General features: G+C 48.2%; 29 protein-coding genes and 3 tRNA genes. 26 read left to right on the forward strand and 6 right to left on the reverse strand.

The genetic code is table 11. The features are described 5' to 3' along the window. Positions 1 to 22 precede the first annotated feature (22 nt). The 13 genes from lepA (at position 23) to A1sIIB142_RS01870 (ending at position 10,822) form a co-directional block, all read left to right on the forward strand. Complete coding sequence (gene lepA / locus A1sIIB142_RS01810; RefSeq protein ID WP_095693430.1) at positions 23 to 1,903, forward strand: translation elongation factor 4; 1,881 nt, start codon at positions 23 to 25, stop codon at positions 1,901 to 1,903. 4 nt (positions 1,904 to 1,907) lie between these two features. Then, the gene (gene hemW / locus A1sIIB142_RS01815) at positions 1,908 to 3,026 is read left to right on the forward strand and encodes a radical SAM family heme chaperone HemW (RefSeq protein WP_223299207.1); all 1,119 of its coding nucleotides are present in this window, start codon (positions 1,908 to 1,910) and stop codon (positions 3,024 to 3,026) included. Positions 3,027 to 3,052: 26 nt separating this feature from the next. Then, positions 3,053 to 3,793, forward strand: a complete 741-nt coding sequence (locus A1sIIB142_RS01820; protein ID WP_095693432.1) for an HrcA family transcriptional regulator — start codon at positions 3,053 to 3,055, stop codon at positions 3,791 to 3,793. After that, positions 3,793 to 4,896 carry a molecular chaperone DnaJ gene (gene dnaJ, locus A1sIIB142_RS01825; protein WP_095693433.1) on the forward strand — a complete coding sequence of 368 codons (1,104 nt, stop codon included), beginning with the start codon at positions 3,793 to 3,795 and terminating at the stop codon, positions 4,894 to 4,896. Before A1sIIB142_RS01820 ends, dnaJ begins: the two co-directional genes overlap by 1 nt. Then, positions 4,896 to 5,612 carry a 16S rRNA (uracil(1498)-N(3))-methyltransferase gene (locus A1sIIB142_RS01830; protein WP_095693434.1) on the forward strand — a complete coding sequence of 239 codons (717 nt, stop codon included), beginning with the start codon at positions 4,896 to 4,898 and terminating at the stop codon, positions 5,610 to 5,612. Before dnaJ ends, A1sIIB142_RS01830 begins: the two co-directional genes overlap by 1 nt. Before the next feature lie 32 nt (positions 5,613 to 5,644). Next, positions 5,645 to 6,628 (forward strand): PhoH family protein, encoded by a 984-nt coding sequence (locus A1sIIB142_RS01835; protein ID WP_095674549.1) that lies wholly within the window; start codon positions 5,645 to 5,647, stop codon positions 6,626 to 6,628. 8 nt (positions 6,629 to 6,636) lie between these two features. After that, positions 6,637 to 7,071, forward strand: coding sequence for an rRNA maturation RNase YbeY (ybeY, locus tag A1sIIB142_RS01840; RefSeq protein ID WP_095693435.1), 435 nt, complete (start codon positions 6,637 to 6,639; stop codon positions 7,069 to 7,071). Continuing rightward, complete coding sequence (locus tag A1sIIB142_RS01845; protein ID WP_223299208.1) at positions 7,068 to 7,991, forward strand: hemolysin family protein; 924 nt, start codon at positions 7,068 to 7,070, stop codon at positions 7,989 to 7,991. Before ybeY ends, A1sIIB142_RS01845 begins: the two co-directional genes overlap by 4 nt. Beyond that, positions 7,978 to 8,295 carry a cytidine/deoxycytidylate deaminase family protein gene (locus A1sIIB142_RS01850; protein ID WP_190283280.1) on the forward strand — a complete coding sequence of 106 codons (318 nt, stop codon included), beginning with the start codon at positions 7,978 to 7,980 and terminating at the stop codon, positions 8,293 to 8,295. The genes A1sIIB142_RS01845 and A1sIIB142_RS01850 overlap by 14 nt, the downstream gene beginning before the upstream one ends. Before the next feature lie 33 nt (positions 8,296 to 8,328). Next, positions 8,329 to 9,117 (forward strand): fumarylacetoacetate hydrolase family protein, encoded by a 789-nt coding sequence (locus tag A1sIIB142_RS01855; RefSeq protein WP_095693438.1) that lies wholly within the window; start codon positions 8,329 to 8,331, stop codon positions 9,115 to 9,117. Beyond that, the gene (gene gltX / locus A1sIIB142_RS01860; protein ID WP_095693439.1) at positions 9,114 to 10,577 is read left to right on the forward strand and encodes a glutamate--tRNA ligase; all 1,464 of its coding nucleotides are present in this window, start codon (positions 9,114 to 9,116) and stop codon (positions 10,575 to 10,577) included. The genes A1sIIB142_RS01855 and gltX overlap by 4 nt, the downstream gene beginning before the upstream one ends. A gap of 58 nt (positions 10,578 to 10,635) precedes the next feature. Then, positions 10,636 to 10,707, forward strand: a tRNA-Gln gene (locus A1sIIB142_RS01865). A 42-nt stretch (positions 10,708 to 10,749) separates the two neighbouring features. After that, positions 10,750 to 10,822: transfer RNA gene (locus tag A1sIIB142_RS01870), tRNA-Glu, on the forward strand. 17 nt (positions 10,823 to 10,839) lie between these two features. Here A1sIIB142_RS01870 and A1sIIB142_RS01875 read toward each other — a convergent pair. The 4 genes from A1sIIB142_RS01875 to A1sIIB142_RS01890 all read right to left on the reverse strand — a co-directional run bounded on the left by A1sIIB142_RS01875 (position 10,840) and on the right by A1sIIB142_RS01890 (position 13,557). Continuing rightward, positions 10,840 to 11,937: a glycerate kinase gene (locus tag A1sIIB142_RS01875; RefSeq protein ID WP_223299209.1), complete on the reverse strand. Its 1,098-nt coding sequence runs from the start codon at positions 11,935 to 11,937 to the stop codon at positions 10,840 to 10,842. 38 nt (positions 11,938 to 11,975) lie between these two features. Then, positions 11,976 to 12,527: a DUF4287 domain-containing protein gene (locus tag A1sIIB142_RS01880; protein ID WP_095693440.1), complete on the reverse strand. Its 552-nt coding sequence runs from the start codon at positions 12,525 to 12,527 to the stop codon at positions 11,976 to 11,978. A 9-nt stretch (positions 12,528 to 12,536) separates the two neighbouring features. Beyond that, positions 12,537 to 13,052 (reverse strand): TIGR00645 family protein, encoded by a 516-nt coding sequence (locus A1sIIB142_RS01885; RefSeq protein WP_420021873.1) that lies wholly within the window; start codon positions 13,050 to 13,052, stop codon positions 12,537 to 12,539. Positions 13,053 to 13,209: 157 nt separating this feature from the next. Continuing rightward, the gene (locus tag A1sIIB142_RS01890) at positions 13,210 to 13,557 is read right to left on the reverse strand and encodes a hypothetical protein (protein WP_190283281.1); all 348 of its coding nucleotides are present in this window, start codon (positions 13,555 to 13,557) and stop codon (positions 13,210 to 13,212) included. Between the two features lie 52 nt (positions 13,558 to 13,609). On the opposite strand from A1sIIB142_RS01890, the gene A1sIIB142_RS01895 reads away from it, so the two are divergent. Genes A1sIIB142_RS01895 through A1sIIB142_RS01905 form a run of 4 tightly spaced genes read left to right on the forward strand, consistent with a single transcriptional unit; the run spans position 13,610 to position 14,725 of the window. Continuing rightward, a complete protein-coding gene (locus A1sIIB142_RS01895; protein WP_095693442.1) occupies positions 13,610 to 13,999 on the forward strand; it encodes a DoxX family protein in 390 nt (129 codons plus the stop codon). 8 nt (positions 14,000 to 14,007) lie between these two features. Next, complete coding sequence (locus A1sIIB142_RS06650; protein ID WP_095674560.1) at positions 14,008 to 14,145, forward strand: DUF2256 domain-containing protein; 138 nt, start codon at positions 14,008 to 14,010, stop codon at positions 14,143 to 14,145. 55 nt (positions 14,146 to 14,200) lie between these two features. Then, entirely contained in the window at positions 14,201 to 14,350 is a 150-nt protein-coding gene (locus A1sIIB142_RS06570; protein WP_190283282.1) for a hypothetical protein, read from the forward strand. A 21-nt stretch (positions 14,351 to 14,371) separates the two neighbouring features. Then, a complete protein-coding gene (locus A1sIIB142_RS01905) occupies positions 14,372 to 14,725 on the forward strand; it encodes a thiol-disulfide oxidoreductase DCC family protein (RefSeq protein WP_095693443.1) in 354 nt (117 codons plus the stop codon). On the opposite strand, the gene A1sIIB142_RS01910 is transcribed toward A1sIIB142_RS01905, so the two are convergent. Next, positions 14,722 to 16,212 (reverse strand): cryptochrome/photolyase family protein, encoded by a 1,491-nt coding sequence (locus A1sIIB142_RS01910; RefSeq protein ID WP_095693444.1) that lies wholly within the window; start codon positions 16,210 to 16,212, stop codon positions 14,722 to 14,724. The two genes, A1sIIB142_RS01905 and A1sIIB142_RS01910, sit on opposite strands and share 4 nt — an antisense overlap. A gap of 102 nt (positions 16,213 to 16,314) precedes the next feature. On the opposite strand from A1sIIB142_RS01910, the gene A1sIIB142_RS01915 reads away from it, so the two are divergent. From A1sIIB142_RS01915 to mutM, 3 genes are all read left to right on the forward strand, one after another. Beyond that, entirely contained in the window at positions 16,315 to 17,337 is a 1,023-nt protein-coding gene (locus A1sIIB142_RS01915; RefSeq protein ID WP_095693445.1) for a methionine synthase, read from the forward strand. Positions 17,338 to 17,567: 230 nt separating this feature from the next. Then, a tRNA-Val gene (locus A1sIIB142_RS01920) sits at positions 17,568 to 17,641 on the forward strand. 107 nt (positions 17,642 to 17,748) lie between these two features. After that, positions 17,749 to 18,588 carry a bifunctional DNA-formamidopyrimidine glycosylase/DNA-(apurinic or apyrimidinic site) lyase gene (gene mutM, locus A1sIIB142_RS01925; protein WP_095693446.1) on the forward strand — a complete coding sequence of 280 codons (840 nt, stop codon included), beginning with the start codon at positions 17,749 to 17,751 and terminating at the stop codon, positions 18,586 to 18,588. A 27-nt stretch (positions 18,589 to 18,615) separates the two neighbouring features. Here the strand turns inward: mutM and A1sIIB142_RS01930 are convergent, their stop codons facing one another. Next, on the reverse strand, positions 18,616 to 19,869 hold the full coding sequence (locus tag A1sIIB142_RS01930; RefSeq protein ID WP_095693447.1) for an ROK family protein: 1,254 nt from the start codon (positions 19,867 to 19,869) through the stop codon (positions 18,616 to 18,618). Positions 19,870 to 20,050: 181 nt separating this feature from the next. Here A1sIIB142_RS01930 and A1sIIB142_RS01935 point away from each other — a divergent pair, with 181 nt between their 5' ends. The 6 genes from A1sIIB142_RS01935 to A1sIIB142_RS01960 are packed head-to-tail and all read left to right on the forward strand — an operon-like array spanning position 20,051 to position 26,008. Continuing rightward, complete coding sequence (locus A1sIIB142_RS01935; protein ID WP_095693448.1) at positions 20,051 to 21,088, forward strand: zinc-dependent alcohol dehydrogenase; 1,038 nt, start codon at positions 20,051 to 20,053, stop codon at positions 21,086 to 21,088. Positions 21,089 to 21,123: 35 nt separating this feature from the next. Next, positions 21,124 to 22,473: an extracellular solute-binding protein gene (locus A1sIIB142_RS01940; protein ID WP_095693449.1), complete on the forward strand. Its 1,350-nt coding sequence runs from the start codon at positions 21,124 to 21,126 to the stop codon at positions 22,471 to 22,473. Positions 22,474 to 22,503: 30 nt separating this feature from the next. Beyond that, on the forward strand, positions 22,504 to 23,451 hold the full coding sequence (locus tag A1sIIB142_RS01945; RefSeq protein WP_095693450.1) for a carbohydrate ABC transporter permease: 948 nt from the start codon (positions 22,504 to 22,506) through the stop codon (positions 23,449 to 23,451). Then, the gene (locus A1sIIB142_RS01950) at positions 23,448 to 24,284 is read left to right on the forward strand and encodes a carbohydrate ABC transporter permease (RefSeq protein WP_095693451.1); all 837 of its coding nucleotides are present in this window, start codon (positions 23,448 to 23,450) and stop codon (positions 24,282 to 24,284) included. The genes A1sIIB142_RS01945 and A1sIIB142_RS01950 overlap by 4 nt, the downstream gene beginning before the upstream one ends. Before the next feature lie 16 nt (positions 24,285 to 24,300). Beyond that, positions 24,301 to 25,149, forward strand: coding sequence for a sugar phosphate isomerase/epimerase family protein (locus A1sIIB142_RS01955; protein WP_095684512.1), 849 nt, complete (start codon positions 24,301 to 24,303; stop codon positions 25,147 to 25,149). After that, positions 25,139 to 26,008: a sugar phosphate isomerase/epimerase family protein gene (locus tag A1sIIB142_RS01960; RefSeq protein WP_223299210.1), complete on the forward strand. Its 870-nt coding sequence runs from the start codon at positions 25,139 to 25,141 to the stop codon at positions 26,006 to 26,008. The genes A1sIIB142_RS01955 and A1sIIB142_RS01960 overlap by 11 nt, the downstream gene beginning before the upstream one ends. Position 26,009: the final 1 nt, after the last annotated feature.

Genomic DNA, 26,009 nt, shown 5'->3' on the forward strand with positions numbered 1-26,009 from the left:
TAGAAAGATAAAGGTCGCATAAGTGCCTGCAATATCTATTGCCAAGGCGCCGCAACCAGCAGCAACTAATCCGGCGCAGATTCGAAATTTCTGCATCATTGCCCACATCGATCACGGTAAATCAACGTTGGCCGATCGCATGCTCCAAATTACCGAGGTAGTGGAAGCACGCAATATGCGCGCCCAGTATCTAGACCGTATGGATATCGAACGCGAACGCGGCATCACCATTAAATCCCAAGCAGTTCGCTTGCCCTGGCGCAGCGCACTTGATGGCCAGGAATACATCCTGAACATGATCGACACTCCAGGTCACGTGGACTTCACCTATGAAGTTTCTCGCTCTCTTGCTGCCTGTGAAGGTGCAGTGCTGCTCGTTGATTGCGCCCAAGGCATCGAAGCACAAACGCTGGCAAATCTGTATTTGGCGATGGAGAATAACCTCACCATTATTCCGGTGCTTAACAAAATTGATCTACCTAACGCCCAACCAGAGAAGTTTGCGGCAGAACTTGCCGGACTTATTGGTTGCAAAGTAGAAGATGTATTACGCGTCTCTGGCAAAACAGGCGATGGCGTTGCCGATTTACTTGATCAAATCATTGCTCAAATTCCAGCGCCTGTGGGAGATCCTGATGCACCAGCGCGCGCACTGATCTTTGACTCTGTCTATGACTCATATCGGGGTGTTGTTACCTATGTTCGCGTTGTCGATGGACACATCAAGCCGCGCGAGCAGATTCAAATGTTTTCAACTGGCGTCAAGCACGAAGCACTGGAAGTAGGTGTCATCTCACCAGAACCGTTGCCATCTAAGGGTCTGGGTGTGGGCGAGGTGGGATATTTAATTACTGGCGTAAAAGATGTGCGCCAATCACGTGTGGGTGACACCATTACAAACTTTGCAAGGCCAACGAAAGATCCACTCGGTGGTTATAAAGATCCGAAGCCCATGGTCTTCTCTGGTCTCTTTCCACTTGATGGCGCAGATTTTCCGGTATTGCGAGATGCGTTAGAGAAATTGCAACTCAATGATGCCGCCCTGGTCTATGAACCAGAGAGCTCAGCCGCGCTTGGCTTTGGTTTTCGTTGCGGCTTCCTTGGCCTATTACATATGGAAATCGTGCGCGAACGCTTAGAGCGTGAAGCAAAACTGAATCTTATTTCAACGGCTCCGAATGTGGTCTATCGCGTGACGATGGAGGATGGCAAAGAATTCGTTGTGACAAACCCTTCTGAATTTCCCGATGGCAAGATCAATAGCGTGAAAGAACCGATTGTGAAGTCGACGATTCTGGCGCCAGCAGAATTTATCGGAACCATTATGGAGCTCTGCCAAGAGCGTCGTGGTGTCATGCTCGGAATGGATTACATCTCCGAAGATCGGGTGGAAATCCGTTACACCTTGCCGCTTGCTGAAATAGTCTTTGACTTCTTTGATCAATTAAAGAGTCGCACTCGCGGCTATGCCTCTCTTGATTATGAAGAGCTCGGTGATGAAGAAGGTAATTTGGTTAAGGTCGATATCTTGCTGCAAGGTGAGGCAGTCGATGCTTTTAGCGCCATTGTTCACCGTGATAAGGCATATTCCTATGGTGTGATGATGACTGGCAAGTTACGTGAACTCATTCCACGTCAACAATTTGAAGTTCCTATTCAGGCCGCTATTGGATCGCGCATCATTGCCCGCGAATCCATTCGTGCGATCCGCAAAGATGTTCTGGCAAAGTGTTACGGCGGAGATATTTCACGTAAGCGCAAACTTCTGGAGAAGCAGAAGGAAGGTAAGAAGCGGATGAAGATGGTGGGACGTGTTGAAGTTCCACAGGAAGCCTTCGTTGCAGCCCTTGCTACCGATGCTGATATCGAGAAGATTAAAGCAGCGCGCAAGCTCGAATCCTAAAGCGATGCTCTCGTTCTACGTCCATATCCCATACTGCGTGCGTCGCTGCGGGTATTGCGACTTCAATACCTACACGCCATCAGAGCTCCAAGATGGGGCAACTTTAGAAATTGTCTCCGGTGATTACATCGATGCTGTGCTCAAAGAGTTGGCAGCAGCCCCACTAGATGAAGTGCCGACTATCTTCTTTGGTGGCGGAACTCCATCACTGCTACCACCAAAAGATTTAGGTCGTGTTATTACCGCGATTAAAGAGCGTAATGGCCTCACCGAAGATTGTGAGATCACGCTGGAGGCAAATCCAGATTCAGTGACGCAAGAAAAGTTGGAGCAGCTGATTGCGGCGGGTTTTAATCGCATCTCCTTCGGTATGCAATCATCTAATCCAGAGGTATTAAAAGTTCTTGATCGCACGCATAACCCGGAGAACGTGCGCAAGGCTGTTGATATGGCGCGCGCTGCCGGATTCTCATCAGTCTCAGTCGATCTGATTTATGGCAGCCCCGGAGAGTCATTGGCTGATTGGGCAGCAACTATCAAAGAGGCGCTCTCACTTAATATCGACCACATCAGTGCTTACGCACTGATTGTGGAGGAAGGCACAAAGTTAGCTGCCCAGATAAAACGCGGTGAATACACCATGCCTGATGATGATTTGATGGCCGATATGTATTTACTTATTGATCAGCAATGTTTACAAAAAGGTTTGAAGTGGTATGAACTTTCAAATTGGTCGAAACCGGGCCACCAATGCCGCCACAATATTGCATACTGGAAATCAAATAATTGGTGGGGACTTGGCCCAGGTGCGCATTCTCATATCGACAGTAAACGATTCTGGAATGTGAAGCACCCCAATGCCTATAAAGAGAAGGTCTTCGCCGGTGATTCACCGATTAAGGATTCGGAAGTGTTAACGGATGAGCAACGAAAATCTGAATACATCATGCTCGCACTGCGTATGCCAGACGGTGTGAAGAAGGCGGCGCTGACTGTGGCGCAATACGAGCGCACGATGGAGTACATCAAGAGCGGGCATGTGATTGAAAAGCAAGACGCGCTGGCGCTGACCCCGACAGGTCGCTTGATTGCCGACCGCCTGACACATGAAATGCTCCGCTAAGGCGCACCGGTTAAGATTAAGACCTCATGACTACCGATAGACGCCTAGAGATTCTTCGAGCAATCGTTGATGAATATGTAGAGACCCAAGAACCTGTGGGCTCAAAGGCGATTGCTGATAAACGCGCTCTTGGCATCAGCCCGGCCACTATTCGTAATGAAATGGCAGTGCTGGAAGAAGAAGGCTTTATTACCCAGCCTCACACCAGTGCCGGGCGCATACCAACAGATCTTGGATATCGACTCTTCGTCGATAAGTTATCAACGATTAAGCCACTTTCAACTGCTGAACGTCGCGCCATTGAAACATTTCTTGGTGGTGCACACGATCTAGATGACGTTGTTAAGCGCAGTGCGAAGTTACTTGCTGATATCACTAAGCAGGTAGCAGTTGTGCAATACCCAATTCTTGGCGATTCTCACGGCCGCGACATGATGGCTATCTCAGGAACAGCAAACCTTGCTCGCTCAGGTGATGATTTAGGCTCCACCCTTTCTCCGATTCTAGAAGCGCTAGAAGAGCAGGTAGTTTTGCTGCGTCTGCTTAGTGATGCTCACCCCACTGTGCACGTGACTATCGGAAGTGAACAGCACGAGGCGAACTTGCAAACAACTTCGCTTGTCACAGTTGGCTATGGCCAAGGCGAATCACCAATGGGGGCGCTAGGAATCATTGGTCCCACTCGCATGGATTATGCAGGATCAATTTCGGCAGTCTCAGCTGTTGCTCGCTATATCGGTCGATATATCACTGAGAGTTCAAGGTAATGGCTGATTACTACGGCTTGCTTGGTCTTGATCAGGGCGCATCACAAGATGATATTAAGAAGGCCTATCGAAAGATTGCTCGCGAACTACACCCGGATGTTAATCCTGATCCAGAAGTACAGAATAAATTTAAAGAAGTGACTGCTGCCTATGACACCTTAAGTGATCCACAAAAGCGTCAGCAATATGACATGGGCGCACAAGGTGGTTTTGGTGGTGGATTCGGTGGCGGTGGATTTAGCGACATCATGGATGCCTTCTTTGGTGGTAGCGCTAATCGCGGACCACGGCCACGGATGCGCCAAGGACAAGATGCCTTAATTCGCATTGAAGTAGATCTCTTTGAAGCTTGCTTTGGGGTGGAGCGCGAAATCACCTTGGAGTCAGCTGTTGTGTGTCAGAAGTGCACCGGGCAGGGAACAGCGAATAACAGCGCGCCATCGATGTGTCCGGTATGTAAAGGTCGCGGTGAAACACAATTTGTGCAGAAGTCATTCCTTGGTCAAGTGATGACATCTCGTCCATGTAATAACTGTTCTGGTTACGGTTCGGTCATCTCCGATCCTTGTCGGGAATGTGCTGGCGACGGCCGAGTACGTGCCCGCCAGACAATTAATGTGAAGATTCCGGCTGGTGTTGAAACTGGAAACCGAATTCAGATGGCGGGACGCGGAGAAGTAGGTGCTGGTGGTGGACCAGCAGGAGATCTCTATGTTGAAATTGTGGAGACAGATCACGACTTTTTACTTCGCGATGGCGATAACTTACATATCGCAATTGAAGTCTCCTTTACCGCAGCTGCACTCGGCACGACCGTGAAAGTGGAAACCTTAGAAGGTCCGGTCGACCTACAGATTAAGGCTGGCACCCAGAGCGGTGCCACACTTCCTATCAAAGGCAAGGGCATGACTCGCCTTCGCACTGCTAATCGCGGGGACCTCATTGTCCATGTTGATATTGCAACGCCTCATAAGCTCTCTCGAGAGCAAGAGAAGCTACTCAAGGAATTTGCGCAATCACGTGGTGAAAAATCGGGCGATGTGAAGATTAAGGGACATAAAGAAGGTCTCTTTACTAAATTTAGAGATTCATTCGGTCGCTAGTGCTCACACTTTTCTTTGTTGATGATCTTCCCACCACGGTGGGCGACAAGTATGAATTTGCGAATGAGGATGCCAACCACGCTATTCGCGTGCTGCGTATGCAAAGTGGTGGTTACTTCAACTTAAGTGATGGCAAAGGTAATTGGTCCCACGTTGAGATTGTGGAAGTACATAAGAAACATCTGACAGTTACTGTCCTTGAATCTGGATTCCAAGAGCCACTTGAAACTACCTTCACCATCATTCAAGCGATACCTAAGGGTGATCGCATCAAAGAAGCGATTGAACTCTGCACCGAAGGGGGCGCCGATCGCATCGTGATGTGGAAGGCAGCGCGAAGTATTGGTAAGTCTGAAGACAAAATGGAGAAGTTACAGAACACCGCCCGTGAGGCAAGTAAGCAATCGCGTCGATTTAGAATCCCTGCCGTTGTTGGAGTAGCAACGACTGCCAACATCATCGATGAGATTGCCAAGGTTGATCTGGCAATTGTTTTTCATGAAAGCGCCACGATGAAACTTTCCCAAGTGATAGTTCCAGGGGCGAAGAAGATTGCCATCATTATTGGCCCCGAAGGTGGGTTAACAGATGATGAAATCGATGCTTTTGCAGCAGCTGGTGCAAAGGTTGCGCTCATGGGGCGCCCAATTCTGCGCTCGGCCCATGCTGGGTTAGCCGCACTTTCTGCCATCAACACATCGCTTTCCGTGTGGTGAATTCACCCTATTAACGATAGATTTTCAGTTATATGGAACGCCTGTTGATCACGGTACCTCCCGCCATCTCGATGGTTTCACTGCTCGGAATAAGCGATGCAAATATGTTGGCTATCGAAGCCGCATTTCCTTCAGTCAATGTCACCGTACGCGGCAATGAAATTACCTTGCGCGGTCCTCATATCGATTGCATTGCGATGGAAAAGCTCATTACCGAGATGATGGTCGTTATTCGCTCCGGTCAAACACTGAATGTGGATGCGGTCTCGCGCAGCATTGCCATGTTAGAAGCGATCCCAGAGCAGAGCCCAGGTGAAGTGCTCTCACTTAATATTGTCTCTAATCGCGGTCGCACCATTAGACCTAAGACTGCCAATCAAAAGCTCTATGTCGATGCGATTGAAGAGAACACCATCACCTTTGGAATTGGCCCAGCTGGAACCGGAAAGACTTACCTTGCAATGGCAAAAGCAGTTGCTGCGCTGCAAGCGAAGAAGGTTAACCGCATCATTTTGTCACGTCCTGCTGTGGAGGCAGGAGAGAAGCTCGGCTTCTTGCCTGGAACGCTCAATGAAAAAATTGATCCATATCTGCGCCCACTCTTTGATGCGCTGCACGACATGATTGATATTGATTCAATTCCGCGCCTGATGCAATCAGGTGTGATTGAGGTGGCACCGCTTGCCTTTATGCGTGGTCGCACGTTAAATGACTCATTTATTATTCTTGATGAAGCACAGAACACAACACCAGAACAGATGAAGATGTTCTTAACCCGCCTGGGCTTTGGTTCCAAGATGGTTATCACCGGTGATGTCACTCAGACCGATCTACCCAACGGTCAGCGTTCCGGGCTTGCCATTATTCGCGACATCTTAAATGGCGTTGATGACATCTCCTTTATGGAGCTCACCGCAGATGATGTAGTTCGACACCGACTTATTGGTGACATTGTGAAGGCATATGATGCTTACGATGCAACCAAATCGGCTCCTCGTTCACTTCGTAGCAACTAAGTCCTGTCATGAGCGTTGATTTAACAAATCGTTCTGGGGCTTTGGTGCCAGAAAAGCAGATGCATTCACTGCTTGATTTTAGTATCACCTATATGGAACTTCATCCGGATTGCGCCATCTCACTTACCTTTGTTGATGTAAATGAGATGGAAGAGCTCCACATCAAATGGATGGATGAATCTGGACCGACCGATGTGCTCTCTTTTCCTATGGATCTTCCAGAACATGATGGTGAGATTGTGACCTTGGGCGATATCGTGATTGCACCAGCTGTTGCAGCTAAGCAAGCAAAAGATGCCGGACATAGCACCGAGCACGAGATCTATATCCTTGCTACCCATGGACTACTTCATATTCTTGGTTATGACCACGCAGATCCGGATGAAGAGAAAGTAATGTTTGCCCTGCAGGAGAAGATTGTGAAGGAGTGGTCACAGAAGTGAACCAAGTTCGAAAGAGCATCAGCCTTGCCCTGGCATTTATCTACACCCCGATTGCTAAGGGTGTGATTGCACTCGGTAATCTGATTACCCCTGATAAAGGTTTCAAGTGGGGCCTATTTACGAACGAGGACGAATTCCGAGAACTGATGGATCACGCCCACGTTCAAGGTCTGGTGGAATCTGATGAACACGAGATGCTACAAAATGTATTTGAACTAGGTGACACCTTGGTGCGCGAACTGATGGTCCACCGCACAGATATGGTCTGGATTGAACGAGATAAATCACTGCGCCAAGCACTTTCATTGGCGCTGCGCTCTGGTTATTCACGAATTCCGGTCACCGGTGAAAACATCGATAACGTTATTGGTATTGCCTATGTGAAGGACTTAGCTAAGCGCGCCTTAGATCACCATGAGGCAGAGACAACTGAAAAAGTAGAGCAGCATATGCGCCCTGCTGTCTTTGTCCCTGAAAATAAGGAAGCGGCAGAGCTACTTAAAGAGATGCAGCGCGATCAGATTCACTTAGCAATCGTGGTCGATGAATACGGTGGCACCGCGGGCATTATTACGATTGAAGATATTATTGAAGAGATTGTGGGTGAGATTGCCGATGAGTATGACGATGGCGTTGAAGAGTTCAATTGGATATCAGAGACAAAAGCGCGCGCTAAGGCTTCGATGCATATTGAAGATTTAGCCGATGAACTTAAAATTGAGATAGACCGCGACGAGTTTGAAGATGTAGATACCGTGGGCGGATATATGGCGGAAAAACTTGGCCGTGTTCCAATTGCTGGTTCGACCATCAACTTACATGGCTACTCCATAACATCTGAGCGCCCATTAGGTCGCCGTCGCCGAATTAGCTCAGTTATTATTGAGCGGCTGGATAAGGAGGTTGATGAGCATGAATAATCCAGAAGATGCAAAGCTGGTCACCCTTGCCACATCAACTCTTGCTCGCAGTGGCGCCGAACAAGCAGCAGCGCTGCGTGATTCAACCGGGCGCACCTATGTGGCAGTCAATGTCACATCACCATCACTGAACCTCGATGCCTTTGAAGCTGTGCTCACAGTTGCCCTCGCATCTGGAATTTCTGGAATTGAAAGCGTGGTGGCAACTGGATCAAGGCCGGCGAATGTGAAGGCGATTAAAGACTTCACACCAACTGCGACCGTATTTTTCGTTGCAGTAAGCGGAGAAGTTATCTCGCTTTAGGCATCTGGCGCTAGGAAAAGATAAGATTGTCCAATGCGCGTCGTTCGATTTACTCCATCACCTGATGCTGGACTAGGAAACGACCCACTCTTTGGAATCCTGGAAGATGATGATCAGATAACAATCATTTCTGGAGATCCGATTTATCACGGTATTCAAAAAACGGCAGCAAAGGTTGAGCTGGCAAAGGTGCGCCTGTTGGCCCCGGTCATTCCGCGCTCAAAGATTGTCTGCGTGGGAAAGAACTATGCCGACCACGCCGCTGAAATGGGTAGTGAAGTTCCGACCGAACCCATCATCTTCTTAAAACCAAATACATCTGTCATTGGCCCCGGCGACACCATCGTCTGGCCGGCGATGGCGCCAACGATTGATTATGAAGCAGAGCTGGCAATTGTTATTGGTCGAGTGTGTAAAGAAGTTCCGAAGGAGCGCGTGAAAGATGTGATCTTTGGCTACACCATGGCAAATGATGTGACTACGCGCGAGCTACAAAAGCGCGATGGCCAATGGACGCGTGCTAAATCATTCGACACTTTCTGTCCTTTGGGTCCATGGATTGAAACTGAGTTTGTGCCTGGTACCCAGCGCATCTCACTGACTGTTAATGGTGAAATCAAGCAAGATGCATCAATTTCACAGATGATGTTCGGTATCGAAGATATCGTGCACTTCGTTACCCAAGTGATGACCCTGCTACCTGGAGATGTCATCATTACTGGAACACCTGCCGGAATTGGTCCGCTACCTGAAAAATCTACCGTCACAGTTTCGATTGAGGGCCTGGGCGAGTTAACAAATAAAGTGAGTGCGCGCCCATGAGTACAAAGAGAGCAGTCAAAGTTCGCTTTGCGCCATCGCCAACGGGTGACTTGCACGTTGGAAATATTCGCACCGCACTCTTTGATTGGGCATATGCCCGTCACACCGGCGGCACATTCTTATTCCGGATTGAAGATACCGATACCACTCGCGTTACCGATGAATATATTCAGGCTGCCATCGACACACTTAAATGGCTTGGCTTGCAATGGGATGAAGGTCCAGAAGTAGGTGGGGCTAATGGTCCTTATCTGCAATCACAGCGACTTGATATCTATGCCGAGTGGGCGCAGAAGTTTCTTGCCCAAGGCGATGCCTATCACTGCTACTGCTCACCAGATGAGTTAGAAGCGGTGCGTGAAGGACAGCGCAAAGCAAATGTGGCACCGGGCTATAACGGACACTGCCGTGACTTAACTGCCGAGCAGATTGCCGCCTTTAAGGCGCAGGGCCGAGAAGCGGTAGTGCGTATGCGGATGCCAGATGGCAGCACCACCTTTACTGATGAGATTCGCGGAGATGTCACCTTCGATCATAAGTTTGTGCCGGACTTTGTCTTGGTGCGCGCAGATGGTTCACCTCTTTACACGCTCGCAGTTGCCATCGATGACATCCTCATGGGTGTTACCCATGTGCTGCGTGGCGAAGATTTACTTTCATCCACCCCGCGCCAGATTCGCGTCTATCAAGCGATGGGCGTTAAGTTAGAAGATTACCCAGTCTTTGCCCACCTTCCCTTTGTGATGGGCCAAGATAATGCCAAGCTCTCTAAGCGCAACGGTGAAGTCTCTATCGCCTGGTATCGCGAACAAGGTTATTTGCCGGAAGCAATCTGTAATTATCTAGCACTGCTTGGTTGGTCTCCTGGAGATGATCGGGAAAATATCTCGATGAAGGAGCTGACTGAACTTTTCACTGTGGAAAAAGTGCACTCATCACCTGCTCGCTTTGATATGAAAAAGCTGGAGGCGATTAACGGAGATAAAATCCGCGCGCTCTCACTCGAAGATTTCACGACCTGGACCCTGCCCTTTTTGAAAAAGGCAAATGTAATTGCCGGAACAGCTGAAGAAATCGAGCTAGTAAAGAAGGCGCTGCCTTTGATTCAAGAGCGCATTGTTAAACTCGATGAGGCACCGGCGCTGCTGAACTTCCTCTTTGTGAAAGAGTTTGCAGTCGACCCAGATGCGGTGGCAAAGATTAGCGATGATGCGGCAAAAGATATTCTTAAGCGCTCAAAGAAAGAGCTAGAAGCCTTGGCTGATTGGAACCACGAATCTATAGAAGGCGCTCTTCGTACCTCGCTGATTGAGGAGTTAGGACTCAAGCCACGTATTGCATTTACCGCACTTCGTATTGCAACAACAGGTAGCACCATCTCCCCACCTTTATTTGAATCGATGGAGTTACTTGGCAAAGATGCCTGCCTGACTCGTATTTCTGCAGCTCTGGCTCTGTAATTTCTACTGTGATGGTGGGGTAAACTTCTCACCTTGCCACAAGGAGAAAAATCAATATTGGGGTATGGGGTAATTGGCAGCCCTGCTGATTCTGGTTCAGTAAGTCTAGGTTCGAGTCCTGGTACCCCAGCGATTACAACTAAATATGTTTGTCCTAGTTATTTTTTGGCACGGCCCCGTCGTCTAGCGGCCTAGGACTCTGGCTTCTCAAGTCAGCTACGAGGGTTCGAATCCCTTCGGGGCTACAGATCGTCACTTTCATCTATTGCGATGATGTGGCGTTAGCAATTAGAACACCAATTTTGTTAAGCAATGGTGCCGGGCTATCAATGCATTTCTGCACATCAGATTCAATATCGGTAAGTGCATAAACTTTTTTAAACTCTGTCTCGCCACTGATATCTGCTTGTCCGCAGACCATCATCACTGGAATACCAAGAGATTGCGCAGCTTTGAGCACCCCCATCGGCGCTTTGCCACTGAGCGATTGTGAATCAAATTTTCCTTCACCAGTAATTACCAAATCGGCGCCGACAAGGAGTTCTTTAAATGAGATGAGCTCCAGTACTACCTCGATGCCGCTGCGTTGTTTTGCGCCAAGGAAGGTAAAGGCCATATAGCCCGCTCCACCTGCCGCCCCGGCACCGGATGAGTTGATATGCCCACCGCCTGAAATGGAGGCGAAGTGAGTAATTGCTGCTTCAAGAATTGCAACATCATTAGGTGTCGCACCTTTTTGAGGAGAGAAGATATGTGCAGCACCGTTGACGCCCAACAGGGGATTGGTGACATCACTTGCAAGAATGAATTTCGCATCAGAGATACGAGGATCGAGCTTGCTAATATCGATAGCTGCCAAGTCAATCAGCGCGCCACCGCCATGGCCGATCTCTGCTCCACTGTTATTTGTTAGGCGTGCTCCGAGTGCTTGAAGTGCTCCAGCACCAGCATCGCTTGTTGCCGAGCCGCCGATTGCAAGAATGATTGTCTGCACGCCGTGATCGAGTGCTTTCACAATCAATTCACCAGTGCCAAAAGAAGTTGCGGTCAGTGGTGCAAATTTCTTCTCACTTAGTTGCCCCAGACCTGATGCCTCTGCCATTTCAACGATGGCAATGCCATCTTTGATAGCAATGCGGGCCGAGACTGGGTTTCCAGCCGGTCCAGTTACTTGATAAGTAAAGGCTTCAAAACCAGAGTGCAGCAAGGCGGCTAGTGTTCCTTCACCACCATCACCGATTGCAACAGCACGTATTTCGCATGTCGGGATTACAGTGAGTATTCCTGCTGCAAGTGAGCTGGCAACTTCAAGAGATGAGGCGCTGGCCTTAAAGGAATCGGCGGCAATCACTATCCTCATATCAGAATCCTATAAGCAGGTTAGTGCGCTAGTAAGTACTAAAGCTGCGCAACTCGAGCCTTTGCAAGTGCAACCAGTAATTTGGCATCGACATCCCAATCAGATGGGACCTGAATCGTCTTCTTATTTACTTTGTATTCTGTGAGCTTAGGTGCGAACTTAGCGATGATTCCATCACCCCACGGACCAATTAAAAGATGGTTTTTCAATACTGAAACACCCAGAATGTAATCTTCGCCCAACTTCAGCATCGGATGATTCCACGCGATGACAACCTTCATCTCAGGGTATTGGCTCTGGATTGCTTTAAAGATTGCCTTCACCGTCTTCTTCTTCACCGCATCGTGCGGCTCAAGATAACTTGTCAGAGTCGTAAACCGCTTTGAAGTACTCGAACCGCGGTGGGACATGACCACTGCATTAGCGTGTGCCTGACTAAAGCCATGTTCTTCTCTCAAATATGCAATCTGCGCCGGGTATTTGTCTTCACCCAAATCCTTAAGGCGCGCAAACCAATAAGACATCGGCTGCCCATACTTCTTCTCTATTGCAGGAAAGAAGGCGGAGCGATCTCCGGACTGTGTTGCCATAAGTGAACTCTAGCGCTGAGACTTATGCCGATCAGCCATCATATCCATCAGCGCAAAGAGCACTCCGGAAACAACGAATGTCATATGAATACCAATACGCCATCCTTCACGCTTGGCATCATAAGTTCCTTCTTGCATAAAGTCTTTCAGTAGCTCAATGACCGAGATTGCAACTAACGAGCCAATGAGCTTGATCTTGAGGCCACTGAAATCAACGTGACCCATCCAGTGTGGACGATCTTCAGAGCCTTCCGCAATTGCCATCTTGGAAACAAAGTTTTCATACCCAGCAAAGAGCACGATGATGATCAAGTTAGCCAGGAGCACTGTGTCGAGCAGTTCAAGCACTTCAAGAGTTACTTCTCCGGTTGTGAGATCTGTCAGGTGAGTAATCATGTGCCAGAAGGCGTCAAAGAAGCGGAACAAGATTGGTACTAGGGCAAGTGCGAGTCCTAAATACAGGGGAGCAAGTAACCAGCGACTGGCAAAGATAATCTTTTCAATAAGTCCTTCTAGCATCTTCACATGACCTCCGAGTTGGCTCGCCCTCGAGTGAAGGCATGCCGAAATTATTACAGCCACCTACCCGACTTCTTGGGAAAAAGGGCAACATGGCTTACTAATATTTCCTGAGAATCCCTTTTCCACGAGAAACCATGCTCACTCTGCCGTCGAAAGCTAACTACGGCAGTTGCACCACCTTCTGCACAATCTCCTCCGCAGTTGCCGCAGCACCTAACTCAACGCTGACGTTGGTAGCAAAACCGCGCAGCGTGGCCTCTGATAACAAGACCATCTGCGCTGCTATATCTGTCATCCAATAAAAAGCGCCCGGACCCACTTGTTCAATCAGCTCGGCTGCTTTCTCAAGTGCTTCATCACTAAATTTTTCAGAATCGTTGCGATTGTCAGCTAGAACTCGTAAGAGATATGCACGAATATCGGTGGCATCACGGCGCACCTGTTGATGTCGATCGAGGATTTCAGTTAACTCACGATCCATCGCCTTATGTCGAAACCAGTTGAACATGAGATGACTCTAAATCTGGGCACTGACATCAGGTCAGAACTATGCTCTGCCCATGACCCTGGCAACCCGCGCCCTGGCAGCGATGCTGCTCATCGCTGGTATTGCCCACTTCATCGCTCCTAAATCACTTGATGCCATCGTTCCGGCATTCCTACCTGGTGGCCCACGCCTCTGGACTTACTTAAGTGGCGCGGCAGAGATTGCAATCGGCTTGGCGCTCTTAGCACCACTCTCAATGAAAATCGGCACAATATCTATTCGATTACTTGCTGCCTATGCCGCACTCTTTCTCTTTATCGCCGTCTATCCTGCCAATATCAAGATGGCTATCGATTGGCGTGATCGCCCGATGCCATATCCACTCATCGCTTTCGCACGGCTACCACTGCAATTTGGATTGTTCTACTGGGCTTGGTCAATTATTAAAGCGTTAAAGCGGTAGCTAAAGATATGAAAGCAAAGACCAAGAACGGATTTGCCCCCAAAGTCTGCCTTCGTTGCAATCTGGAATTTGAATGGCGAAAGAAGTGGGCTCGCGATTGGGAGAATGTGAAATATTGTTCCGAGAAATGTAAGGCAGGTAAGTAGCTGTAGTATCGGCCAGTAGTTAATGAGGAAAAACTAATGAGGGAAGAAGGAAATCATGGGAGCTTGTCAGTGCGGTCACACCAGAGATGAAGAGAAGAATTGCGATGGAACACATAAGGTCGTTAGGGCCGTCAAAGAAGATTTAGCTGTGAAGTTAGAGGCTGCTGGCTTTCCACATGCCTCTGAATTTGTGAAGAATAACTAAAGCCCTTTTCGCTGGGCCATCATGGGAGCTCATGAAATAACGGTTATCTATGATGGCCAGTGTCAGTTATGCAAGAACTCCATTTCTTGGATAAGTAAGAAAATAGCCATTCACGCACTAGATTTTCACAGCACAGACCTCGCTCAATTTCAGTTGAGCACAGAGCAATGTTCGCGTGAGGTCTTTGTGATCACCGAAGGCAAGCGCTATAGCGGAGCACGCGCCGTTGCCTTCTTGCTTAAAGTGCGAGGAAACAGAGTTCTTTCAGCGCTATTAACTCTTTCTGGCCCCGTTGGTCGCGCTGGCTATCGCTGGGTGGCCGGACATAGAAACTCATGGCCGGTCAAAGTTCTTTCCAGGATTTTAGAAAACTAAATCTTTCCTTGCTCTAACCCTTTAAGTACCTCCTTCGCCCGCATTTTCAGCTCTGGCAGATCACTTAAGCGATTGAGCCCATACACCTGTTGGCTCATGCGATGGTTTTTTACAAATGTCTCTCTATGACGGTCAAGAAAATCCCAATACAAGGTTGTAAAGGGACAGGCCGTAGCGCCGACTCGTAACTTTGGGTCATAGATGCAGGACTTGCAGAAGTTAGACATACGAGAGATATAGGCACCACCTGCGGCATAAGGCTTAGTCATCATCGCCCCGCCATCGGCATGCACTCCCATACCAATCACATTGGGCACCATCACCCACTCGGTGGCATCGATAAATACTTCCCGCATCCAATCAAGGAATTCCTGCGGGTTTGTGCCGGTAACTAGCGCTAAGTTTGAGAGCACCATCAGCCGTGGAATGTGATGGACCCAGGCGCGATCTTGGATATCGCCCACAATCTCTTTCATGCAATTCATCTGCGTGGCAGACGGGTCAGAAAAGAGCGGCAGTAGTTTTCTGGTTGCAGCTAACTGATTGTTATTGCGGTAATCAGGGCCAAGAAACCAATACATACCATTGACATACTCACGCCAGCCAATGAGCTGGCGGATAAAACCCTCGGCCGATGCAATTGGAATAGCGCCAGTGTTATATGCCTTCATCGCGGCATGAATGACTTCACTGGGATGCAAGAGGCCATTGTTGAGATAAGGAGAGAGAAGTGAATGATGCAGCGCCCAGTTATCAGTTGTCATGGCATCTTCGAGCGGGCCAAATTCGGCGAAGTGATTGTCAATAAAGTTCTGCAGCACCTTCAGTGCGCCCTTGCGAGTAGTGGCCCAGGTTGTTGTTGGCGTGTGAGAAAGCTCGGCAGCCACCTGCAGATCAATCTCATCTCGCTTATGTTCTAGATAAGCCGGGCCCTCATATTTTCTAGGCGGCGGCAGCCGATTCTCTTTATCAAAATTCCAGGCACCACCTTCGGGCTCTTTGCCATCCATCAGAACATTTAGCCGGGTGCGCTGCTTGCGATAGAAGTTCTCCATCAAATAAGACTTTTGCTCACTGGCCCATTGAGTAAAGAGCGGGCGAGGAGTTAAGAAGAAATCATTATCAATAAATTCCGCACCATAGCCTTGAAGCGCGTCATACTGCCGAAAAGAACTTGGCTCCGCGCAGATGACGGGAAGTTTTGGGTATTTCTCTGCAATCTCTTTCAAGCCATCGAGCGTGGTTGGCGCTTTGATGTATTTGACGGTGAAACCTTCGGTCTCTAATGATTGTGCAAAGTGGCGAGCGCTAGAGATGAGAAAGAAGAGCCGCTCTTGATGCCAGTTGCGCCCAGTTGTCATGCGGGCACTTTCGACCATGACAATCAGATCAGTGGCTGGGTCGGCCTCTTTTAAGGCGCCAAAGTTGCGATGCAGATGGTCGAAGGGGATATAGATAATCCGCTTAAATGCATCAGCTCTCGACATGAGGGCAATGGTAGGTCAGTGCGCTTCAGGAGTTTAATTACACTCCAGTGGGTTGTCCTGCCAGAATCAACATAGATTCACTGCTGAACATATACTCGCGCAATGAAAATCAAGAGCGCGATTGCTGGAAGTTTACCCAAGCCTCATTGGCTCGCTGAGTCAGAGCAGTTATGGGCGCCCTGGAGGCTAGAGGGAGAAGAGCTTCGGGAAGCTAAAAACGATGCGATGACTATCGCGGTGGCAAACCAACTACGAGCAGGCATCGATGTCATCGGCGATGGGGAACAGAGCCGCCAACACTTTGTGACTACATTTGTGGAAAATCAAAGTGGTATTGATTTTAAAAATAAGAAAACTATGCGCATCAGAGATCGCTATGACGCACTTGTGCCAGTTGTTGTCGATCAAATTCATCGGGAGCGCTCAGTCTTTGTTGAGGACGCTAAGTTCTTGCGCACACTGACCGATAAGACCCTGAAGTTCACCCTGCCTGGGCCGATGACGATTATCGACACCCTCTTTGATCAACACTATGGAAGCCGTGAGAAGTTGGCATTCGCTTTCGCTGAGATTCTAAATGCTGAGGCAAAGGAGCTAGTTGCTGCTGGAATCGACATTATTCAATTTGATGAACCAGCTTTCAACGTCTTCTTTGATGATGTCCACAATTGGGGTGTGGCAGCACTTGAGCGGGCAGCAGCTGGACTGAGCAGTAAAACGGCAGTGCATATTTGTTATGGCTATGGCATAGAGGCCAATATCAAGTGGAAGAACACTCTCGGTGATGAGTGGCGCCAATACGAGAAGATCTTCCCAATGCTGGCCCAAAGCTCGATTGACCAAGTCAGCCTTGAGTGCCAAAACTCGAAAGTGCCGATGGAGTTAATAGAGATATTGCGGGGCAAGGAGATTATGGTCGGTGCCATCGATGTTGCCAGCAACACGGTAGAAAGTGCCGAAGATGTGGCAAAGGTCTTGCGTGAGGCACTTAAGTATGTGGATGCTGAGAATTTGTTAGCGTGTACAAATTGCGGAATGGTCCCACTTGCAAGAGATGTGGCCAATGGCAAATTACAAGCGTTAGCAGCGGGCACGGCTCTGATCAATAAGGAGTTGGGTCTGTAGCTCGCTCGAAGCTAACTAGCCTCGCTAGGCCCCATTACTCTAAGAAAAAAGACCCCACCATTTCTGATGAGGTCTTTAACTTGTAGCTCTATCTTGCGATGCTCTGACGAAAATTCAGACCACTTTTAGAAACAACCCCTTAACGCAATAGAAGATTATCAGATAAAAAGTATCCACACAGATTTTTTCTACGTCTTTATCGTGTCCAACTAATGCGATTGTTCGCTCACGTCCGTGTAGCTCAGTGGATAGAGCAACCCCTTAACGCAGGGTTAGGTCGTGGGTTCAATTCCCACCACGGGCAGTTATGGCACAGAGGGCTCCGTTGCGTTAGCGGGGCCCTTTGTTTGTAACTCTCGGTAACTTTTCTTTGAATTGCACCTCGCTCCAATCTGTAATTGGATTACCCACATGCCAGAGCTGCCCGAGGTTGAAACAGTACGCAGAGGATTGGCTCATTTTCTGATCGGCTACCGATTCAAAAGTGCTGCCGGTCTTCATCCCCGGGTAGTAAAGCCAGCATCGCTGCAACCACTTTCAGCTGTTGTCGGCGCACAGATCAAGGGCATTAATCGCCGCGGTAAGTTCTTATGGTTCGCACTCGATCGCGAGCTAGCACTCGTTGCCCACTTAGGAATGTCGGGTCAGTTTCTAGTAGCACGTAAAGATCGTCCAGCACCAGGTCATGTACGGGCGCACTTTGAGTTAAGTAAAGGCTTCAAAAAGCAGGAGCTGCTCTTTAGTGATCAGCGCACCTTTGGTTGGTTATCGGTAGAGCAGTTAATCGATGGCATCCCACAATCTGCCCGCCACATCGCACTAGATCCCTTTGATGCAGCCTTTGATCGCAGCGCGGTGATAGCCAGAATGAAAGCTCGGAAAGCAGCGATTAAGAGTGTGATCCTGAACCAAGAGATTATGAGTGGGGTTGGCAATATTTATGCTGATGAATCCTTATGGCGAGCAAAGATTCACCCAGAGATCCCCGCATGTGATTTAAGTGTGAAGAAGATTGGCTCACTCGTAGATGCTGCCGTGCAAGTGATGGCAGAGGCGGTAGAAGTAGGTGGCACCTCATTTGATGCCATGTATATCAACGTCAATGGCGAGAGTGGATTCTTTGAAACATCCTTAGCTGCCTACGGCCAAGAAGGTGAGCCATGTCCACGGTGTGGTCGAGGGATTAGAAGGATTGCCTTCGGTAACAGGTCATCACATTTTTGTCCGAAGTGTCAGGTGGTTCGCTCATAGCTCCAGTTCAAGACTAGGGGCTGACATTTAGGCGAGACCGCCTTGTTGATAGGTAATAGGTAGATGAGGGCTTCCGTGTTCCACCCACTGCGTCAGAATTGCAGGTGAAAACAGCTCCGACATAACCATCTCTGCAGCCCCACGCAATCCGCTGCCATCTCCGGTGTCACCCAAGCGAATCTCTAGGTCACGCGTAGCAAGGGGTAGTGAGCGGCTATAAACCGTCTGTCTAATCGATGCAAGTAGCAGATCGCCTGCAGATGAAACTCCGCCACCTATGACAATTACTGATGGGTTGTGAAAGTTAACAAGCGTTGCAAGGATTTTTCCTATCTGTTGCCCAGCGCCAGTAATGGCATCTACACACCAGTTATCTCCACGCAGCGCTCCTTGTGTCACATCTGTTCCAGTGAGAACTCCATTTTTCTTCAATTGTTGTTGTAGGAACGGGCTCAGGGCTTTTGTCGCAGCGATATTTGCTTCGCGTGCAAGGGCGGCTCCACCAGCAACAGCTTCAAGACAACCAACGTTTCCGCAGCGACAGACAATATTTGATGGCTCACCCACGGCAATATGGCCGATATCGCCAGCGCACCCTTGGGCGCCGCGATGCAAGATGCCTTTAGAGATGATTCCGCCACCAATACCGCTACCGATTTTAATATAGATCAACTCTTGATTTTTGGAATTTTGGTTTAACGAATATTCACCTAACGCCATTAGGTTTACATCGTTATCCACCCAAACAGGAGCGTTGAAAGTCTTCATGAATTGTTCGCGTACCAAACTTCTATCCCACCCGGGCATAATCGGTGGCGACATAGGTAATCCAGTTGAGAACTCAACCGGGCCAGGAAGGCCAATACCAATTCCCCACAGAGCCCCGCTCTGTTGATTTTTCAACTTTTTAAATACCTGCTCCACTTGCTTGAGAACAATCTCTGGACCATCTGCGATATCGGTTGCAATGGAAGATACTTCTCCAATATTTCCGCGCAGATCGGCGCAGGCGACGCTGAGGCCAGAAGCACCTAATTGAGCTAACAGGAGATAGCCACTTTGGTGATTGAACTCGACCATGCGCGGTGCTCGACCTCCAGTTGAGGTTCCTAGCTCACCTTCGATTGCCAACCCTTCTTCGATTGCCAATTCAACATATTTGGCAACAAGCGTGCGGCTCAAACCGGTAGCCCGTGAGATGTCAGGGCGGGTGCTAGCCCCAGTTGAACGAAGGAAATTCATGAGATCAGAGAGGAGGTGAGCCTCATTTATATCCAGCATCTCGACCCTCCCAACTTGGTGGCTTTTTTGGTTCCCAAACTTTAGCACACGCTTGTATAACATTTGTATAACTCATCACTCTATTTGTAGATTAAGACTTGACTTCAGCATATAAAAGCATAAGTTATGCCCATGGTTCGATTGAGTATCCAAACTCGCAAGACTGAAATCGAGGATATTTATGTCTAAAACAATGTTGGCAGCACGACTTCATGCAGCAGGGGACCTTCGGATGGATTCCATCGAAGTGCCCACTCCGAAATCTGATGAAGTACTAATCAAAGTCCATAGAGCGGGAATTTGTGGAACTGATCTACACATTGCAAAGGGAAACTTCCCAGCACCGAATTTACCCCTCACGTTGGGACACGAATTTTCAGGAACGATCGTCGGGCTAGGTAGTGCTCAATCATCATTAGCCATCGGAGCAAAAGTAGTAGCTGATATCAATATTGCATGCGACTCTTGCGAATTTTGTCGTAAGGGTGCCAAATTGTTCTGCCCAGAAGTTCGCCAACTAGGAGTGCATGACGCCGGCGCGCTTGCCGAATTCGTCGTTGCCCCAATAAAGAATGTTTACGTACTTCCCGATTCAATCTCACTTGATGCTGCCGCATACGTAGAGCCACTGGCATGTGCCATCCATGGTCAAGATCGAATTGGTATCCGGGCAGGGGAGACGATCCTCATTATTGGTGGGGGACCAATGGGACTTGCCCACGCTGCGCTAGCTAAATTACATGGGGCGGCACAAATCATCATCAGTGAGCCAGATCCCCATCGCCGAGAGATAGCCAAAAAAATGGGTGCAGATATAGCAATCGATCCCATCAATGAAGATCTTGCCGCGATTCTTAAGTCAAAAACCAACAACATCGGACCAGATGTTGTGATTGAAGCAGTTGGAAGCATTCCAACTTATGAAGCTTCTGTGGCGTTAGTTCGCCGCGGAGGACGCATCCTCGCTTATGGGGCTGCGCCGCAGGATGCGAGCATGCAACTCCGTCCATTCGACATATATGCAAAAGAGCTGACGATTGTTGGCTCTTATGCAGGCACTTATGACACGTGGCCACGTGCCATAAATCTAATTGCTGCTGAGCGATTTAACCCAGCTCACATAGTTGACTGCATTCGACCTCTTTCAGAGGCCGTGGAAGCTATTAAGAGCCTTGAGAGCGATCGCTCAATAGTAAAAATCCATATCCAAGTTTCATGAGAATTCGCTCAAGAAACTATTCGAAAGGTTAAGTAATGGAGAAAAATACAATTAGAAAGCATCGGAAAGGGCTAGGTGGAGTTGCCGCAATTATTGCGCTTTGTACTGCAATGAGCACAGCAAATCTAACTCAGGCCAACGCTGCAGTAACACTCAATGCAATCTTCCTGCCTGCGACATGGGGAACCGTTGTTAAAGACACGCTTGCACCTGAATATGAGAAGTTGACTGGCGTAAAGGTCAATGTTCAATTAATTGGCCGCGATGAGATTTACCAGAAGATGGGTACCCTCTTTGCTGCAGAAGATGCAAGCTACGATATTTTTAATCTGGACTACAACTGGATTCCAGAATTTGGACGCGCTGGATACCTAGTCCCACTTGACGACGCGCTGTCTGCGGCAGATAAGGCTGACTTCCTGCCTAAGGCAGTGGCAGTTGGAACTTACAACAAGAAACTGCTTGGAATTCCACAGACAATTCACCCTGCACTACTTTGGTACCGCGCTGATCTCTATAACGATGCAAAGATCAAGGCTGAGTTCAAAAAAGATACAGGTGCAACACTTGTCGCTCCAAAAACAATGAAGGCTTGGGAACAACAAGCTGCTTGGTTTAATGGAAAGACTCTCAACGGAACTAAGGTTTATGGTTGGGCCGCGCAAGCAGCTAAGGGATATGGAAACGTCCATACTTGGTTGAGTTTTGCATATAGCTATGGTTGCGAACCACTAGATGGAAAATTCACAAAGTCCCAACTCTCTACTCGTAAGTGCCTCGCTGCTACAACGCAGTGGAACAAGATGATGAAATTGATGCCACCAGGTGCCAATGACTTCACTTATGACAGCGTTACACAGGCAGCTCAGCAAGGCACAATTGCAACTGCAATTCAGTGGTCTTGGGGTGCATTTGCAACTGATATCCCTGATGCTTCACAGACCGTTGGAAAATGGAGCTTCACACAGATTCCTGGTGGAGATGGCAACAAGGGTGTATCACACTTAGCTGAATGGGTAATTTCAGTATCTAAGTTCTCTAAGAGCCAAGATGAAGCGAAGAAGTTCGTTGCATGGCTTGAAACCAAGAACAATGACGTCAAGCAGGCATCACTTGGTGGCGGAGATCCAGTCAGACTCTCAAGTTACTCCAATAGCATTCTCACAGGAGAAAAACTTGCGGGAACAACTACTGATCGTTTCCGTCGTTACCCAACTGTATTAAAGGCAATGGAACTAGCACGCCCACGGCCATTCTTCCCTGGCGAAGAAGCTTGGGAAACTCTATTGAGCACACAACTCAGCGCAATCTCCTTAGGACAAAAGAACGTGTCCCAAGGTTCTAAAGCTGCTGATAGTGCAATCAATAAGTTCCTAAAAGACTAGCCAAGAAAAACTCTAAAAGGAGAACACACGTTGAAGACCCTTCAGGTAGATCGCACACCTAAAAAGTGGAACGATCTCAGCAGAACTGAGGGGTCTTCGCGTGCTCCAAAGAACCGTCACCTAAGTCGATATATATCTGTCTTCCCTGGCGTCGCGCTTCTATTAGCTCTCTCCGTCTTTCCCAGCCTCTATTCAATAGTTGTATCTTTTCAAAAATGGGTACTTACCGACCCAAAAGGTCGAGAATTCAACGGTATAGATAACTACCGAGAGTTACTTTCAAACCCAGATTTCTGGCACTCTCTTAAAGTCACCTTAACTTTCGTTCTTTTAACGGTCCTCATTGAATCGGTTCTGGCTTATATGTTGGCCCTACTCTTCTTTAGACCAATGCCCTTTCACCGCCTAATGCGCACACTCATATTAGTACCAATGCTCACCGCTCCCATAGTGATCGGAATGCTTTCGCGCTTCATGTTTGATTCCCAGTTTGGAATCATTAATAGTTTCTCCGAGTCCCTAGGTTTAGGTCGCCATGATTTCTTAAGTGGTCTGCATAGCGCATTTTTGACGCTGGTCGCAGTGGATATCTGGCAGTGGACACCATTTCTCTTCCTTATCTTTCTTGCCGCCATGCAATCTGTTCCAGAAGAGTTAATCGAGGCAGTCAAGCTCGATGGCGCTTCCAGACTTCAGATCATCACACATATATTTATTCCACTGATGAAGTACCCCATCATCGTGGGAGTCACTCTCCGTCTGATTGACTCCTTCCGTGTGTACGACCTCATTTATGCAACTACACGTGGTGGGCCAATTAACCTGACATCGACGATGTCATGGAGCATTTATGAGTCAGGATTTAAGATTCTAAATGTCGGACTCGCATCAGCCTATTCGGTCATATTCCTTGTCACAGTCTTAGTGGTTTCCAGCTTCTTCTTAAGAAAACTGGCCAAGGAGAGTGACCTTTCATGAGCGCTAAAACCATGAAGAAATCCAGAGCTATGGATCACGTGAGACTTGTGCTTGGAATCTTTGCCACACTTATCTTTATCTTTCCAATCATTTGGATGGTAATGACTGGTTTCAAGACTGGAAATCAAGCCTTTAGTAATAGCACCTCATTCTTCTTCACACCAACCTTAGATAACTACCGAGAAGTTTTCTTCGAGAGTGATTTTAAGTCAGCTGTAGTTACCAGCTTCCGTGCCGTCAGCATATCAGTTGTCCTGACCGTGCTTTTAGCATCCGGGATTGCATACCCCATGGCACGTTTTCCTTCCAAGAGATTAGATGGCCTTGCCTCTTGGATTATCTCGCTGCGAATTGTGCCGCCAATCGTCACGATCATTCCACTCTTTTTGCTACTGAAGAACGTGAACTTGACCGGCTCTATCTGGTCTCTGGTTTTGGTCTATACATTTATGAACATCCCACTGGCAGTCTGGTTACTGCGAGGATTCTTTAAAGAAGTACCGCGCGAGATTGAAGAGGCTGCCGAACTTGATGGCTTGGATAGTAAGCGAATCTTTTTCAAGATCGTGCTTCCACTATCGGCTCCAGGTGTGGTTGCCACTGCATTGTTGAGTTTTGTATTTGCGTGGAATGACTTCCTATTCGCCAATATTTTAAGTGGCGCTACAACCCGTACCGCCACCGTTGGACTCACCGAGTTTGTCACTCCGGTAGGTACTGCTTGGACCACCATCATGGCGGCAGGAACAATTGTGGTGATTCCAGTTTGGATTGCAGCTTTATTTGCTCAGAAGTATCTCGTCCGTGGACTCACCATGGGCTCAGTGAAATAGATAAAGGGAGATAGTCATGCTCAAGTACGCCTACAACATGCTGGTATATGGAACAGAACCAATCGAGTTAGGTATCGCTCGATTAGCAAAATTTGGCTATGACTATGCCGAAATTGTAGGTGAGCCAACACAAATCTCAGCTGCCCAATACGGCCAGGCTTTGAGCAAGCACAATATGCCCGTCTCCTCGATCGTCAGTATCTACACCCCTGAGCGAGACTTAGTCAGTAGTAACCCTGCGATTCGTGCAAACACCGTTGCCTACATCAAAGGAAACGTAGATTTTGCCGCAGAACTTGGCGCAAAAATTGTTACTTTGACTCCAACCGCCTGTATGAAAATTAAGCCCGAGGTAGATATTGAGCAAGAGTGGGCCTGGGCGGTGGCAGGTGCTAGAGAAGCAGCGCAATACGCATTTGATCATGGCGTGCGCTTAGCGCTAGAACCGTGGAATAGATATGAGAGTTACCTGGTCAATCGCCTTGATCAATCCATTCGAATGGTAGATGAGGTAGATAACCCAGGAATTGGTGTCATGGCTGACACCTTCCATATGTCTATTGAAGATAAAGATATCCCAGGTGCGATTCGTAGCGCCGGCAAGCGCTTAGCACACGTGCACTTGGCGGATTCCAACCGTGCAGCTCCAGGTGAAGGATTCCTAGATTTCACTCCGATTGTTGAAGCTATTAGAGATGTTAATTACCAAGGTGTCTGCTCCTTTGAACTACTTCCTGCAGCAGGAGACATTTGGGGAGTATTGCAAGGTGGGAAAGCACCAGAGTTCTTAGATCCATATACAGAATCTGCAATCAAGTATATGAAGAACATTGAAAAGAGCCTTGGGATGAGTGATGTCAAATAAAATTGGTCTCTCTACCTTCGTCCTAGCTTCACCTTTTACCAATGCCGATCTGAACCTCATGGGCAAGGTAAAAGGCATGGGATATGACGTAATAGAGATATGTATTGAAGATCCAGCCAAACTCTCATCAGATCAGATACTTTCGGCGGCAAAAGAGCATGATCTGCAGATTTCGATCTGTGGCGCATTTGGACCTGATCGCGATATCTCACATGAAGATGCGAAGATTCGTGATTTGGGAGTTCAATACTTAAAGACCTGTGTCGATTTTGCAGCCGAAGTCGGCTCATCATTTGTCAGCGGCCCGATGTATTCAGCAACTGGCAAAGCGCGTTTACTTTCCCAACCAGAGCGCAAAGAGCAGTTCAACTGGGCGGTAGATAGCTTGAGTACCGTTGCCAGCTACGCTCAAAGTCGCAATGTTGGATTGGCCATAGAGCCACTGAATCGTTTTGAAACTGATTTAATCAACACAGTAGAACAAGGCGTAGAACTCTGTCGCGCCGTTGGTTCTGCCAATGTGGGACTTTTAATTGACACCTTTCACATGCATATAGAGGAGAAATCACTCTCAGCCGCCATTGAAAGTGCAGCTCCATATATTTTCCATGTTCAAGTCTCGGAAAATGACCGGGGCACACCTGGAAAAGGTCAAGTCCGCTGGGACGAATTCTTTGCCTCACTTTCAAAAATTAATTATGGTGGCCAAATAGTCATTGAATCATTCCTGCCCACCGTCAAAGAGATTGCTAGAGCAGTATCTGCCTGGCGCCCGGTCGCCCCATCAATGGACGCGTTAGCCATTGATGGGATTAAATTTATCAAAAGTATCGCGGCTAAACATTTGGATGTGAAATAGC

Source organism: Candidatus Planktophila versatilis (genome assembly GCF_002288345.1).
In the GTDB taxonomy this organism is placed as follows: Bacteria; Actinomycetota; Actinomycetes; order Nanopelagicales; family Nanopelagicaceae; genus Planktophila; species Planktophila versatilis_A.